Below are 13665 nucleotides of genomic sequence, written 5' to 3'. Positions count from 1 at the left end.
AGATACGGTTTTTTTCAGGATTTTTTTTTCAAGCAGAAGACGGCATACGAGCTGAGCGCTGGTCTCGTGGGCTCGGAGATGGTGTATAAGAGACATGCAGGGGGCAGCGGAGCCTGAGGCATCCGAGCCGGCGCACTCAGCCCCTGCGGAGGCGCCCGCGCTGAAGGAGGCTGCCCCTGCGGAGGCGCCCCCGCCGAAGAGGACTGCCCCTGCTGTGGCGCCTGAACCGACCCGGGTGGTCGCACCTGTGGCCCCGGCACCCGCGTCGAGCGCGCTGCCTCCGGAGCCACCCGAGCCGACCCGGGTGGTGGCTTCGGGGACGCCTGAGCCGACGCGGCTGGTGCCTTCGAAGACGCCTGAGCCGACGCGGGTGGTGTCGCCTGAGGTTTCGGAGTCCGCCGGGGTGGTGCCTTCGGGGGCGCCTGAGCCGACGCGGGTGGTGTCTTCGAAGACGCCTGAGCCGACGCGGGTGGTGTCGCCTGAGGTTCCGGAGTCCGCCGGGGTGGTGCCCTCGGGGACGCCTGAGCCGACGCGCGTTGTGGCTGCTGAGGCACCCGAGCCCACGGGGGCGGTGCCTCCGGCGGCCCCCCAACCCCCACGAGTGGTGCCCGCCGACGCTTCTGAGCCCACGAGGGTCGTGTCTGGCGACGGTCCTGAGCCGGGGAAGACGGCGCCCGCCGACGCTCCTGAAGCCACGAGGGTCGTGCCCCCCGACGTTCCCGAGCCGACGAGGGTCGTGTCTGCCGATGCCCTCGAACCGACCCGCGTCGTGTCCCGCGAGGACCGGGACGGGGAGGGTGAAGGCGAGGGGGATCGGCCTGCCGGCGCGCGGCCCACGCGGGTCGTGGGGCATGAGCCCACCCAGGTCCTCCCGTCCGAGGGTGACGGGCGTTGAACCGCGAGACGAGCCTGTTCTCGGGGCGGCCCTCCGAGCTGATCGGGCAGCAGATCGCCGGGTACCGGATCGAGCAGGAGATCGGGCGCGGCGGCATGGCCGTCGTCTACCGGGCCCGCGACCTGCGCCTGGAACGCACCGTCGCCCTGAAGCTGCTCGCCCCCGAACTCGCCCGGAACGACACCTTCCGCCGCCGGTTCACCCACGAGTCCCGGGCCGCCGCCGCGATCGACCACCCGCACATCGTGCCGGTGTTCGAGGCCGGCGAGACCGACGGCGTGCTGTACATCGCCATGCGGTACGTCGCGGGCAGCGACCTGCGGCACGTCCTCGACCGCGAGGGCCCGATGCCGCCCGTCACCGCCGTACGCGTCGCCGCTCAGGTGGCCTCCGCACTCGACGCGGCCCACGACCACGGGCTGGTCCACCGGGACGTCAAGCCCGGCAACATCCTGGTCTCCCGCGGCACCGACAGCGACCACCCCGAGCACGTCTACCTCACCGACTTCGGCCTGACGAAGAAGTCGCTGTCGCTCACCGGCTTCACCACCGTCGGCCAGTTCGTCGGGACGCTCGACTACGTCTCCCCCGAGCAGATCTCCGGCAAGCCGGTCGACGCCCGCTGTGACGTGTACGGATTGGCCTGCGTCGTCTTCGAGATCCTGGCCGGCCATCCGCCCTTCCTCCGCGACGACGACATGGCCCTGCTCTGGGCCCACCAGTACGACGAACCGCCGCCGCTGACCGAGGACCGGCCCGAGCTCGGCCCCCAGGTCGATCCCGTTTTCGCCCAGGCTCTCGCCAAGAGTCCCGACGACCGGTACCCGTCCTGCCTCGCCTTTGTCGCCGCCCTGCGCGCCGCGACGACCGGCGGCGGGCAGGGGGGTGCCACGAGACAGCCCACGCGAGTGGACCGGCAGCTGCCGGGCGCGGGGGAGGAGCGGCCCAAGCCACCGCCGCGCTGGGCCGAACCGGTCTTCGTGGAGCGGGCGTAGAACGGGGCGTCAGTCACCGCTGTCGGAGCGCACCTCGCCGCGCCGCCGTACGTGCCGGGCCAGCAGCGCACCGGCGAACCCGGTCACCAGCCCCCATGGGACGGCCAGGCCGACGGCACCCCACAGCCTGGGTCTCAGGAACAGCTCGCCCCCGAGGCCGCCGCCCAGGTCCCCGATGCCGAGCACGGACAGGCCGTAGTGCGCGGAGATGCGCCCGACGAGGCAGATCATGAACACCGTGAGCACGAGGGCCACCGCCATGTGCACGGCGTGCTGCCAGGCCCGCACCCGGGCCGGCGACCGGGCCGCCATCACGAACGCGGCCGCCAGCAGCAGCACGATGTCGACGACCAGCAGCCACCACACCCGGCCGTCGTGCTCGGCCAGCGTGCGCAGGTTCAGTTCGGAGATGTCCGGGGTGCGCAGGACCTCGTCGAGCACCTGCGGCATGGGCAGCCCGAACGGCCCCTCCACCCGGCCGTTCCAGGTGGCGCCGAGTCCGATCGTCAGCGCCGGCCACACCAGGTTGGGGATGCCGAGCAGGATCACCGCGAACGTCTCCCGCGCGTGCCCCTTGGTCGCCGCGACGATCAGGGCGATGACCACGCCGATGACGACGAAGGCCAGCAGCAGCGCGACCATCGCGTACGCGGCCGGCCGTACCGACGCCTGGAAGCGCAGCAGCTTCGCGGGCAACGGGGCCCCGCGCGACACCAGCAGGGCCAGTACCAGCACCCCGGCCAGCCACACCACGCCGACGAACACGGACAGCGGAACGTCCGTGGTGAAGCCCACCTTCGGCGACCCGCCGAACAGGTCGCCGAGTTCACCCAGTGTGTCGTCCCCGAGGGAGATGTCGAAGGTGTGGCGGGCGGCGAGCGTCAGACCGATCAGCGCGAGCAGCCACAGGGCCGCCACCCGGCCGGCCCAGCCGGCCAGCTCCTTGGCACCGGCCACCGCACGGTGCCGCAGCGGCCGCAGGAACCCCCAGGCGATCACCAGCGCCCCCGTCAGCGTGACGGACAACGGAATCACCGTCAGGCCGGCCCGCGTGTCCGCGAGATCGCCCGCGCTTCCGGCGAGCTTCACCGTGCCGCCGACGGCGGCGACCATGGTGGCCGCGACGACGGGGGCGAACGAGCCGTCCGGAAGGTCCGCGGCCCCGGCCGCCCACAGACCCAGGCCGGCCACCACCGCCATGGCGAGCAGCCCGCCGAGCACCGTGACGAGGGCATGCGCCCAGCCGTGGCGGGCGACGGCCCGTTCGCCGGAGGTGCGTGCCTGGCCGGAGGGGGTGCGCGAACTCACGCTGACACGCTAAGCAGCCCCCGCGCCGACCGCCCGCCGGAGAGGTCCGTCCGCGTCGGCTTGCGGGGCGTACGGGACCGGGGCACACAATGAACCTGTAGTGGAACAAGCGGCATGTACCGGGATCAAACGCCCTGGGCGAAGGCCGCAGAGAACCCACGCGGGGAGAAGAACTCGTGAGCGTCGATCCGCCGTCGTCCGGCCGCCCCACAGGACCTCCCTCCGGCCCGCTGTCGGGCCCCTCCCAGCCACCGCCCGGCGGCGGCCCGCCCTCGGAGCCGCCCAGCGGAGGCGGCGGGGACCCGGAGCCCCGCCGGCCCTGGTGGGGGTCCGTGCCCCGTGTCGCGATCATCGCCACCGCCGTGGTGGCCGCCGTCATCCTGGCCGTGGTGCTCTCCCGGCCCGACAACGGCGGTACCGGCGCGTCCGACGGCGGCACCAGCACGGCCAGCGGCGAGGTCTTCCTCCAGCCCGCCGCGGACACGGGCCCCGACGCGTTCACCGAGTCGACGGCCGAGGAGAAGAGCTCCGCCTCGCCGGTCTCGCCCTCGGGGGCGACCGAGTCGGCGCCGCAGAACGCCGTCCGGGGCGTGAAGGGCGACGCGCCCGGTCTGTACGGCGGCACCCGCAACGTCGCCAGCTGTGACGTGGAGAAGCAGATCAAGTACTTCGGGGAGGCCCCGGACAAGCAGCGCGCGTTCGCCTCGGTCGCGCGGATCGAGCCGTCCGAGGTCCCGGCCTACCTGCGCTCGCTCACCCCCGTGCAGCTCCGCATGGACACCCGCGTCACCAACCACGGGTACAAGGACGGCGCGCCCACCAGCTACCAGGCCGTCCTCCAGGCCCGCACGGCCGTCCTGGTCGACGACCGCGGCGTGCCACGAGTGCGCTGCGCGTGCGGCAACCCGCTGTCCCCGCCGGTAGCCCAGCAGAGCGCGCCCAGGACGACCGGCGAGGAGTGGCCGGGCTACAAGGCGTCGAACGTCGTCATGGTGACGCCCGCTCCGGAGCCGGTCGACGCCTTCGTGATGTGCGAACCCGACGGCGAGTGGTTCGAGCGCCGGCCGGGCGACACGGGCAAGAAGGACCACAAGACCCAGAAGCCCGACAAGCCCTCCCCGTCGGCGAGCGTCACGACGCCCACGGCACCGCCCGACACGACGTCGTCGCAGCCGCCCACCGGCGAACCGCCGACCTCCGACTCGGACACCACCGGGCCGACGACGGACGAGCCACCGTCGTCCGACACCCAGCAGCCCCCGCCCGACGGCGACACCGGCACCGGAAGCGACACCGGCACGGGAAGCGACACCGGCGGCGGCACGACGGAGCAGGCCCCGTCCTCCTGACCCGGCCGGTTCAGGCGGCGCGGACCACCAGGGCATAATCCCCGAGTCCGAGCAGCCGGTCGGCCGGCAGGTCGCCGTGGGCGGTGACGATCGCCTCAACCCGGCCCGTCTCCGGTTCGAACGCGACATCCTGGACGGTGCCGAGCGTGTCGCCCGTCTCGGTGAGGATCCGCAGACCCGGCAGCTCGTGGTGCGGCGGCACCTCGGCCGGTCCGGCGGTCGTGCGAACCAGCACCGCGTCCGGACCGACGGCGTGCAGCGCACCCCAGGCCAGCACGGTCTCCTTGCGGGAGTGCCGGCCGCGTACCCGGACGTGGGTGACCACGCCGGACACGGCGTCGACCGTCAGCGACTTCAGGGCACCCACCTCCTCCGCCTCGTCCAGCGTCAGCACCGGCAGGCCCTGCGCCTCGGAGAACAGCATCATGACGCCGTCCCCTCACGCCCGGCCCGGAAGGCTCCGACCCGGGCGGCGAAGGCCGGCAGGTCGTCGGCGACGTAGCGGGTGGCGTCCGCCGGGATGACCAGCGCCCGGCCGGAGACGGCGAGCGTCTCGCCGCGCGGCACGTACACCCGGTGCCGGCGGCGTCTGGATCCCTGTACCAGCGCCTTGCCCGCGGCGATCCGGAACCCCACGACCCGGCCGCTGGTCCCGCCCTCGACGATCACGTCGAGCACGGTGCCGACCTCGGCACCCTCGTCGGTCAGCACCCTCGCGTGCAGCACCCGGCCCTGCTGGGCCTCCCGGCGGGCCACCACCGCGGACGTGTCCTGCAGCGCCAGGGCATCGCGGACCATGACCGCGTGCGGACCCAGCGCGTGCACCGCCGACCAGGGCAGACTCTGCTTCAGCGGACCCGACAGCAGGCCCAGGCCACTGAGCGTGAAGCCGGTGATCCGGCCGGCGGCGGCGTCGAAGACGGTGTCCTTGACCTGGGCGACGGCCTCCCCGCCAAGGGTGACCACCGGCAGGGTCGTCAGGCTCCGCGCAGCCAGCAGCTCGTTCATCGCGGGCCCTTTCCGCCGGACCGCCGCCGGACCGCGATGACGGTCCCCGACCGGCGGCCCGCCTGCACGGCGAGTGTCACCACCGCGACGGCGGCGAGCGCCGCGATCACCATGACCAGCCATGTCCACCAGGCCACCGCGCACCTCCGCGATCCGGGCCCGGCCGCCCCCGGCCGGCCCTGATGCCTTCCGGGTGCCCCGCGAACGGGGGACAATGCCTGGGCACCGAACGGGCGAGCATCTGTCAGGACTGCAAAGCCCGGCTCGGGGTACGAGCACTGGTGCAGAGCGTCCGGCCAGTCCGGCCTTCCAGAGAGAAAAGAATGATCGACCACCTGGACGGGGCAGTGATACCGACTGGTTTCGACGTGCCCGTGGAACCGCTGAGGCGGGCGGCACACTACACCGGTGAGCAGGGATGCATCGCCGAGGCGCGGGCCTTCGCCGCGCTCTTCCTCGACCAGCTCAGGACCGAGTGGTGCGCGCGGATCGACGAGCGGGTCGACGGCGCCGTACTGCTGGTGGTGAGCGAGCTGGTCACCAACGCCGACCGGCACAGCAACGGGCCGTACATCCTGGAGCTCGTCGGCACCGACAGCGCGGTGACGGTGTCGGTCTACGACAGCAGCTCCGCGCTGCCCCGCATCTTCCCGCGCAACCCCGAGCGCATCGGCCGGCACGGCCTGGAGATCGTCCACGCGCTCGCGGAGCAGGTCAGCGTGGAGCGGGTACCGGTCGGCAAGCGGGTGCGTGCGGTGTTGCCGCTCTCCGAGGCGACCGCGGGGTGAACCGTCCGGGTCGCACGCGTCACCCGGACGGAATCAGGACGCGGTCGCGGGTGCCGCCCCACTCCCGCATGGGGGACGGCACCCGCTGGTCGTCCGACGGTGTCAGGCGCAGCCCAGCTCGCCCAGCATGCCCTCGCGCAGCCGCGTGATGATCCGCTTGATGAGGCGGGAGACGTGCATCTGCGAGCAGCCGAGCCGCTCACCGATCTCCGCCTGGGTGGCCTCCTCCACGAACCGCATGTGGATGATCTGCCGGTCGCGCTCGCTCAGCTCCGCCATCAGAGGGGCGAGCGAGTGGAAGTCCTCGACGAGCCGCAGCCCGTCCTCCTCCACGCCGATGAAGTCGGCGAGCACCGCCTCGCCGCCCTCCGGACCGTCACCGGTGAGGGCGGCGTCCAACGACGACGAGTTGTACCCGTTCGCCGCGATCTGCCCCTCCACGACCTGCTGCTCGGTGATGTTCATCAGTGTGGCGAGCTCGGCGACCGTCGGCTCGCGGTCCAGTCGGCTGGCGAGCTCCTCACGGGCCTTGGCCAGCTCCACGCGCAGCTCCTGGAGCCGCCGCGGTACGTGCACCGCCCAGGTCGTGTCGCGGAAGAAGCGCTTGATCTCGCCGACGATGTACGGCAGCGCGAAGGACGTGAACTCGACCTCGCGCGAGAGCTCGAACCGGTCGATGGCCTTGATCAGGCCGATCATGCCGGTCTGGACGATGTCCTCCATGTCGTCACCGCGGCCCCTGAACCGGCCGGCCGCGAAGCGCACGAGCGACATGTTCATCTCGATCAGGGTGTTACGCGCGTACTGGTAGTCGTGCGTGCCCTCTTCGAGTTCCGTCAGGCGCTGGAAGAACTGGCGGGACAGCTGCCTCGCGTCCCGCGGGGCCACGGACCGTGGGTCAACGACGCCCAGCGGTGCTCCGTCACCCGCGCCGGCCTCGGCGTTCTCTTCGACGACCTGTGCCTTTGACCGGATCACGGCGCTCTCCATTGCCTCTCCCACGAACGTCACGGCGGACATCTGCATAGGTACTCCCGAGTTGCGGGTACCCGGGCCGACGCGCAGCATGCCCTTCGATTTTCCCAGGGGCGAAATCGGGCGGAATGTTCCTCTCCGCGGGTGTGGGGGTGTGATTCCACCCTGGGCGGAACGCGGGGCCCTTCCCCAGGCGGCCGGGATTCCTAGGCTGGAGCGGTGAGCAACCACCTGCCGAACGAAGCCCGTGTGATCCCTCTGCGCCCGCACGGCGCGCGTCCCGCCGGAGCGCCGCCGCGCCAGGCGCAGCCGGCTCCCGCCGCGAAGGAGCCGCTGCTGCGGGACCTGGTGGGGGGCGTGTTGCGCCGGGAACGCCTGGCCCAGGAGCGCACCTTGAAGGACGTCGCCGAGGGGGCGCGCATCTCCATGCCCTACCTCTCGGAGGTGGAGCGCGGCCGCAAGGAGGCCTCCTCGGAGGTCCTCGCGGCCGCGGCCCACGCCCTCGGAATGAACCTCGGCGATCTGCTGACCAGGGCCCAGGGAGAACTGGCCCGCGTCACCTCGCGCCACGCGGGCGCGGGCCGCCGAGGGGCGTCCGCCTCGTCGCACGACGGAATGTGCCTGGCCGCCTGAGCCGTAACGGCGGGCGCCTCAGACCCTCGCGAGGCGCCCTCCTGAGCTCGCCAGCCGTACCGGCCGGTGCCTCAGACCCTCGCGAGGCGCCGGCTGAGCACCTCGTCGGCCAGCCCGTAGCTCACCGCCTCCTGCGCGGTGAACACCTTGTCGCGGTCCATGTCGGCCCGCAGGGCCGCCACGTCGTGGTGGGTGTGACGAGCCAGCACCTCCTCCACCTGGGAGCGGATCCGCACCATCTCCTTGGCCTGGAGCGCCAGGTCGGACACCATGCCGCGCTGCCCGCCGGCGGCCGGCTGGCCGAGCAGCACCCGGGAGTGCTCCAGCACGAACCGCCGCCCCGGATCCCCGCCCGCCAGCAGCACGGCCGCCGTGGAGGCCGCCTGCCCGACACAGAACGTGGAGATCGGCGCCTGCACGAACGTCATGGTGTCGTAGATGGCCATGAGCGAAGTGAACGAGCCGCCCGGGGAGTTGAGGTAGATCGCGATCTCGCTCTCCGGGGAGGACGACTCCAGGTGGAGGAGCTGGGCGATGACGACGTTGGCGACGCCGTCGTCGATCTCGGTGCCGAGGAAGATGATCCGCTCGGACAGCAGCCGGCTGAAGACGTCGTAGGAACGCTCGCCCTGCGGGGTGCGCTCGACGACGTTCGGAATCGTGTACGAACCCATCACTGCAGCCCCATCCTGCGCCGGGTGGCCGCCGGGCGGACGTCCGCGAGGGACTCCACGACCCGGTCCACCATGCCGTACTCGCGGGCCTCCTCGGCCGTGAACCAGCGGTCCCGGTCGCCGTCCCGGGAGATGGTCTCCTGGCTCTGACCGGTGTGTTCGGCGGTGATCCGCTCGATGGTCCGCTTGGTGAACTCCAGGTTCTCCGCCTGGATCTCGATGTCGGCCGTGGTGCCGCCGATGCCCGCCGACGGCTGGTGCATCATGATCCGTGCGTTCGGCAGGGCGTAGCGCTTTCCCGGCGCGCCGACGCTCAGCAGGAACTGGCCCATGCTGGCCGCGAAGCCCATGGCCAGCGTGGAGACGTCGTTCGGGATGAGCCGCATCGTGTCGTAGATGGCGAGGCCCGCGTGCACCGCCCCGCCCGGGCTGTTGATGTACAGGCTGATGTCCGTGTGGGCGTCCTCCGCGGACAGGATGAGCAGCTGGGAGCAGACCCGGTTCGCGGAGACCTCGTCGACCTGGGTGCCCAGCAGCACGATGCGCTGCGCGAGCAGTTGGGCGGCCAGATGGTCGTCGAAGCGGGTCGGAGGGGTGTCGCCCTCCTCCGCCCGCGGGGTGAGCGTCGTGAGTGGAGTCATCGGTTCTCCTCGTCGTGGCGGCAAGCGCCGTGGACGTGTCGGGGATGTGCCGTCGACTCCACTCTTGGCCTCGGACGATGCCCGCGAACGGTTTCTCTGCCGTCGGCAGATCCGCTACCGGCGCAGTCCTCGGGCTCTGCCCGTCTCGCCCAACCGGCGGAAGAACGCCCGCACATCACCGACCAGCAGGTCCGGCTCCTCCACCGCCGCGAGTGGCCGCCACGGTCGAACTCCGTCCAGTGGGTCGCTCTGCCGTACGTCGATACGGAAGGGACGGATGCAGCTGTCGGCGGGCGAAGGCGTCATGAGCGGATGCTGGTTCCGAACGGTGTAGCGGCCACCTGAATTCGCCGGCCGTCGGCCGATGAGTTCCGGGGCGAGTCCCGGTCGACAGTGGTGACAGCGTTCGAAGGGTGCAGGAGGACTCATGACCACCGACGGATTCACCACGTGCCTCTGGTTCGACGGCCAGGCCGAGGAGGCCGCCCACCTCTACGTCTCGATTTTCAAGAACTCCAGCATCGGCAAGATCGCGCGCTACCCCGAGGGAGCGCCCCAGGCCGCCGGCAGCGTGATGACGGTGGAGTTCACGGCCAACGGGCACCGGTTCCTCGGGCTCAACGGCGGCCCTCAGTTCAGGTTCACCGAGGCCACTTCCTTCATGATCTTCTGCGAGAACCAGGAGGAGATCGACTACTACTGGAAAAGGCTCACCGAGAACGGCGGCGAGCCGGGCCCCTGCGGCTGGCTCAAGGACAGGTTCGGCGTGTCCTGGCAGGTCGTCCCGGACCGGCTCTCCGAGATGATCAGCGACCCGGATCCGGCGACGGCGTCCCGGGTGACCCAGGCGTTCATGGCGATGAGCAAGTTCGACATCGCCACGCTGGAGAAGGCGTACGCGGGCGAGTGACCCGCGCGGCCAGGGGCGGGGCCGCCCTGCGGGGAACCCGCCGTGTACGAAATCCGCTCCGCGGGGGAAGCCGACCGGTGGGGAAGCCGACCCACCGGGAAGCCGACCCGCGAGGAAGCCGCCGCGCCCCTACGCCGCCTCGGTCAGGATTTCCTCGATCACGTACCGGGAGTTCTCCGCGACCGGCGGGTTCGTCTCCCAGTAGTACGGCAGCGCGATGACCGCGATCGACAGGGCCAAGCCCCGCCCCCGTACCCACTCGGCCTCGCCGGCCCCCACGGCCTCGCGGAAGACGCCGCGGGCCGCGGCCGGCAGCAGGCACCAGGCGCCGATGAGATCGACGGCGGGATCCCCGACCCCGACCGTGCCGAAGTCGATCACGGCACTCAGCCGCCCGCCCGTGACCAGGAGGTTCCCGGCCATCAGGTCACCGTGGGCCCACAGCGGCGGACCGGTGTGCTCCGGAGCGCCCAGGGTCTCCTCCCACACTCGGGTCACCGCGGTGCTGTCGACCCGCCCCGCGAGCCGCCCGAGCGCCTCACGCAGGAAGGGATCACGGGTCGCCAACGGCACGCCCCGATAACCCGGGGGCCCCTCCGACGCGTCGATGCGGCGCAGGGCCGTGACGTACGCCGCCAGGTCCCCGGCGAGCAGGGCGGGCTCCTCGATCCTGCCGGGCACCGGGTTGCGGCCGCCGAGCCAGCCGTAGACCGACCAGGGCCACGGGAACCCGTCACCGGGTTCCCCCCGGCCGAGGGGCTCGGGCGAGGCGGCGGGCAGCCCCGGGCCCAGCAGGGGCAGCCAGCGCAGCTCGTGCGCGATGGCCTCCACTGCCCGGGGATGCCGGGGGAGCCGTACGACCTTGTCCGCACCGAGGCGGAACATGGCGTTCTCCGTCCCGGAGGACTCCAGCCGCCGCAGCGGCAGCCCGGCCCACTGCGGGAACTGCCCCGCGATCAGCCGGCCGACGAGTGACACGTCGATGTCCAGCTCGTCCTCATGCATCCGCACCGCGCACATGGCGCCATTCGAGCGGTCAACGCGCCGCCTGTCGAATGGTTTTGGTGACCTCCCGGGCGATGCGCAGGATGCCCGGCGACCGGACCGGGCAGGGTTTCGGCCGGGTGGTGGTCGGGGCCAGGCAGAAGTGCAGATAGTCGTCGTCGCGGTGCAGCGCCGTGCGATCGCGGCCGGGCTGTGTGCACAGGCCGGGGCGGGCACGTTCGTGAGCCGTACACGGCAGGTACTGCGTCCAGGTGTAGCGGCCCGCGGCCGGGCTCACCGCCTTCCCGGCGTCCGCCACGAGGTCACCCGAGGCGGCGGCCCGCTTCTCGTAGAGCGCGTTGACCCGCCGGACCCGGTCGGGGGTGATCGGGTCCGGGCCCTGGGACACCCAGACGATCCGCGGGCGGCTGCCGCCCCCGGCCGCGGTGATCTGCTCGGTGAGCCGGCGGGCGTCGGCGTCGTAGCGGCGGAAGTACCGGGCCGGGGACTTGTCGTGGGTGATGCCGTCCATGCACGGCGTGTAGCCCCAGGAGTTCCCCCAGAACTGCAGGACCACGAAGTCGGGCCGCAGCCTGCGCACCAGCGCGGCGGCCTTGTCGGCGGCCGGCACCAGGGACCGTTCGGCCGTGCCCTCCAGGTAGTCGCACAGGGTGGTGCCGGAGTACGGGGCGCCGGTGTACCGCGCCTTCAGGTCCCGGCGTAACTCCTGGCCCAGGACCTTCTGACTCTCCATCGCCAGGGAGTCGCCGAGGTACAGCACCCTGGGGGCCTTCCTCGGCTCCGGGCCGGGAGAACCGGGAGAGGCAGGGGCCCGCTGATGGGCGGTGGCCGAGGCACGGGGCGCGGCCGGGGCCGGCTCCTCGGGTCCGGACGCGGGATCCCCGCACCCGCCGAGGAGCACCCCGGCCAGTAGTGCCCCCACGATCCACGGCTTGCGCATACGGCAACTCCCGCCCCGGCCACCGAAACGGCACTCAGGCAAGCACAGCCGGGCGCCGGGGGGAAGACATCCGCCGGACGCGATGGTCCGGGCCGGGCCGTGCCGGACGGCCCGGCCCGCTCGACGCGCGGCCCGGCCGCCGGATGACTAGCGTGAGGAAGCGGACGATTCCATCCATTCGGAGAGGGCCAAGGCATGGCCGTGCAACCTGAAGGAACCCCCTGCTGGGCCGACGCGATGTTCGGCGACCTCGAAGGGGCCAAGAGCTTCTACGGTGACGTCCTCGGCTGGACCTTCGCCGAGGCGTCGGCGGAGTTCGGCAACTACACGGAGGCCTACGCGAACGGCAAGGCGGTCGCCGCCGTCGTCCCGCCCATGCCCGGCCAGGAGGGCCTGTCGCAGTGGTGCCTGTACTTCGCGGCGGACGACGCCGCCGCCACCGCCGGCCGCATCCGTGACAACGGCGGCGAGGTGCTGATGGAGCCCATGCAGGTCGCCGACTTCGGCACCATGTGCCTGGCCCGTGACCCCGGCGGAGTCGTCTTCGGCGTCTGGCAGGCGGGCACCCATGAGGGCTTCCAGGCGATGGCCGAACCCGGTGCCTACACCTGGGCGGAGGTCTTCACCCGCGAGCCCGGGAAGTCCGACGCGTTCTTCCCCGCGGTCTTCTCCTACCGGCAGCGGGACATGGAGGACGGCGAGACGGACTTTCGGATCTACGACCTCGGCGAACGCACCGTGCTGGGCCGGATGAAGATGGGCGACGACTTCCCGCCCGAGGTGCAGCCGTACATCAACGTGTACTTCACCGTGGAGGACTGCGACGAGACCGTGGCGAAGGCGACCGAGCTCGGCGGCGTGCTGCGGTTCGGCCCGATGACCACCCCGTTCGGCCGCTTCGCGGCGATCAGTGACCCGCAGGGCGCGAACTTCTCGGTGATCGACATCACGAAGACCGAGGGAGAGATGCCGAAGCTGACCGACGTGGCCTAGGGGGCGGGCCTCCCGGCCGGACGGCCACCGAGGTCATGGCATGATCGGGCGCATGCGTGAACGTGTTGTGGCCGCCTGTGACGGGGCTTCGAAGGGAAATCCCGGGCCCGCGGGCTGGGCCTGGGTCGTCGCCGACGCTTCCGAGGCACCGGAGCGGTGGGAGGCGGGGCCGCTCGGCAGGGCCACCAACAACGTCGCCGAACTCACGGCGCTGGAGCGCCTGCTGGCGGCGACCGACCCGGACGTGCCGCTCGAGATCCGGATGGACTCGCAGTACGCGATGAAGGCCGTCACCACCTGGCTGCCCGGCTGGAAGCGCAACGGCTGGAAGACCTCCGCCGGCAAGCCGGTCGCCAACCAGGATCTCGTCGTGCGCATCGACGAACTCCTGGACGGCCGCTCGGTCGAGTTCCGCTACGTCCCCGCCCACCAGGTCGACGGCGACCGGCTCAACGACTTCGCCGACCGCGCCGCCAGCCAGGCCGCCACCGTCCAGGAGCCCGCGGGCAGCGGCCTCGGTTCTCCCGAGCCGCCGCCCGCCCCCGACACCC

17 protein-coding genes are annotated in these 13665 nt (G+C 72.1%); 7 read left to right on the top strand and 10 right to left on the bottom strand.

Going from position 1 to position 13665, the window contains the following annotated elements; all coding sequences use genetic code 11:
* The first annotated feature begins 891 nt into the window (after positions 1 to 891).
* On the top strand, positions 892 to 1890 hold the full coding sequence (locus C1J00_RS25075; protein ID WP_102911311.1) for a serine/threonine-protein kinase: 999 nt from the start codon (positions 892 to 894) through the stop codon (positions 1888 to 1890).
* 9 nt (positions 1891 to 1899) lie between these two features.
* Here C1J00_RS25075 and C1J00_RS25070 read toward each other — a convergent pair whose 3' ends face one another.
* The gene (locus C1J00_RS25070; RefSeq protein ID WP_102911310.1) at positions 1900 to 3198 is read right to left on the bottom strand and encodes a streptophobe family protein; all 1299 of its coding nucleotides are present in this window, start codon (positions 3196 to 3198) and stop codon (positions 1900 to 1902) included.
* 176 nt (positions 3199 to 3374) lie between these two features.
* Here C1J00_RS25070 and C1J00_RS25065 point away from each other — a divergent pair, with 176 nt between their 5' ends.
* Positions 3375 to 4547 (top strand): DUF6777 domain-containing protein, encoded by a 1173-nt coding sequence (locus C1J00_RS25065; RefSeq protein ID WP_245936493.1) that lies wholly within the window; start codon positions 3375 to 3377, stop codon positions 4545 to 4547.
* Between the two features lie 10 nt (positions 4548 to 4557).
* Here the strand turns inward: C1J00_RS25065 and C1J00_RS25060 are convergent, their stop codons facing one another.
* Genes C1J00_RS25060 through C1J00_RS45450 form a run of 3 tightly spaced genes read right to left on the bottom strand, consistent with a single transcriptional unit; the run spans position 4558 to position 5692 of the window.
* Positions 4558 to 4974 carry a PRC-barrel domain-containing protein gene (locus tag C1J00_RS25060; protein WP_102911308.1) on the bottom strand — a complete coding sequence of 139 codons (417 nt, stop codon included), beginning with the start codon at positions 4972 to 4974 and terminating at the stop codon, positions 4558 to 4560.
* The gene (locus C1J00_RS25055; protein ID WP_102911307.1) at positions 4971 to 5555 is read right to left on the bottom strand and encodes a PRC-barrel domain-containing protein; all 585 of its coding nucleotides are present in this window, start codon (positions 5553 to 5555) and stop codon (positions 4971 to 4973) included. The genes C1J00_RS25060 and C1J00_RS25055 overlap by 4 nt, the downstream gene beginning before the upstream one ends.
* Positions 5552 to 5692: a hypothetical protein gene (locus C1J00_RS45450; protein WP_180989684.1), complete on the bottom strand. Its 141-nt coding sequence runs from the start codon at positions 5690 to 5692 to the stop codon at positions 5552 to 5554. Before C1J00_RS45450 ends, C1J00_RS25055 begins: the two co-directional genes overlap by 4 nt.
* A gap of 186 nt (positions 5693 to 5878) precedes the next feature.
* Here C1J00_RS45450 and C1J00_RS25050 point away from each other — a divergent pair, with 186 nt between their 5' ends.
* A complete protein-coding gene (locus tag C1J00_RS25050) occupies positions 5879 to 6343 on the top strand; it encodes an ATP-binding protein (RefSeq protein ID WP_102911306.1) in 465 nt (154 codons plus the stop codon).
* Between the two features lie 102 nt (positions 6344 to 6445).
* On the opposite strand, the gene C1J00_RS25045 is transcribed toward C1J00_RS25050, so the two are convergent.
* Complete coding sequence (locus C1J00_RS25045) at positions 6446 to 7333, bottom strand: RNA polymerase sigma factor SigF (protein WP_102911313.1); 888 nt, start codon at positions 7331 to 7333, stop codon at positions 6446 to 6448.
* Positions 7334 to 7537: 204 nt separating this feature from the next.
* Here C1J00_RS25045 and C1J00_RS25040 point away from each other — a divergent pair, with 204 nt between their 5' ends.
* Positions 7538 to 7951 (top strand): helix-turn-helix domain-containing protein, encoded by a 414-nt coding sequence (locus C1J00_RS25040; protein ID WP_102911305.1) that lies wholly within the window; start codon positions 7538 to 7540, stop codon positions 7949 to 7951.
* A gap of 71 nt (positions 7952 to 8022) precedes the next feature.
* Here C1J00_RS25040 and C1J00_RS25035 read toward each other — a convergent pair whose 3' ends face one another.
* The 3 genes from C1J00_RS25035 to C1J00_RS45445 form a co-directional block, all read right to left on the bottom strand.
* A complete protein-coding gene (locus tag C1J00_RS25035; RefSeq protein WP_102911304.1) occupies positions 8023 to 8625 on the bottom strand; it encodes a ClpP family protease in 603 nt (200 codons plus the stop codon).
* Positions 8625 to 9266 carry an ATP-dependent Clp protease proteolytic subunit gene (locus C1J00_RS25030; protein WP_102911303.1) on the bottom strand — a complete coding sequence of 214 codons (642 nt, stop codon included), beginning with the start codon at positions 9264 to 9266 and terminating at the stop codon, positions 8625 to 8627. Before C1J00_RS25030 ends, C1J00_RS25035 begins: the two co-directional genes overlap by 1 nt.
* Before the next feature lie 114 nt (positions 9267 to 9380).
* Positions 9381 to 9572: a hypothetical protein gene (locus tag C1J00_RS45445; protein ID WP_180989685.1), complete on the bottom strand. Its 192-nt coding sequence runs from the start codon at positions 9570 to 9572 to the stop codon at positions 9381 to 9383.
* A gap of 121 nt (positions 9573 to 9693) precedes the next feature.
* Between C1J00_RS45445 and C1J00_RS25025 the strand changes: the two genes are divergently transcribed.
* The gene (locus C1J00_RS25025) at positions 9694 to 10176 is read left to right on the top strand and encodes a VOC family protein (protein WP_102911302.1); all 483 of its coding nucleotides are present in this window, start codon (positions 9694 to 9696) and stop codon (positions 10174 to 10176) included.
* A gap of 129 nt (positions 10177 to 10305) precedes the next feature.
* On the opposite strand, the gene C1J00_RS25020 is transcribed toward C1J00_RS25025, so the two are convergent.
* Positions 10306 to 11196, bottom strand: a complete 891-nt coding sequence (locus C1J00_RS25020; RefSeq protein ID WP_102911301.1) for an aminoglycoside phosphotransferase family protein — start codon at positions 11194 to 11196, stop codon at positions 10306 to 10308.
* 16 nt (positions 11197 to 11212) lie between these two features.
* Positions 11213 to 12121, bottom strand: a complete 909-nt coding sequence (locus tag C1J00_RS25015; RefSeq protein WP_102911300.1) for an SGNH/GDSL hydrolase family protein — start codon at positions 12119 to 12121, stop codon at positions 11213 to 11215.
* Between the two features lie 195 nt (positions 12122 to 12316).
* On the opposite strand from C1J00_RS25015, the gene C1J00_RS25010 reads away from it, so the two are divergent.
* Positions 12317 to 13114, top strand: coding sequence for a VOC family protein (locus C1J00_RS25010; protein ID WP_102911299.1), 798 nt, complete (start codon positions 12317 to 12319; stop codon positions 13112 to 13114).
* 40 nt (positions 13115 to 13154) lie between these two features.
* Positions 13155 to 13665, top strand: a 511-nt coding sequence (locus C1J00_RS25005) for a ribonuclease H family protein (RefSeq protein WP_102911298.1), incomplete at its 3' end; no start/stop codon positions are given.

Origin of the sequence: Streptomyces cahuitamycinicus (genome assembly GCF_002891435.1) — a bacterium.
In the GTDB taxonomy this organism is placed as follows: domain Bacteria; phylum Actinomycetota; class Actinomycetes; order Streptomycetales; family Streptomycetaceae; genus Streptomyces; species Streptomyces cahuitamycinicus.
The sequence above is the reverse complement of the archived record's forward strand: the minus strand, read 5'-3'. Positions and strand labels throughout refer to the sequence as shown.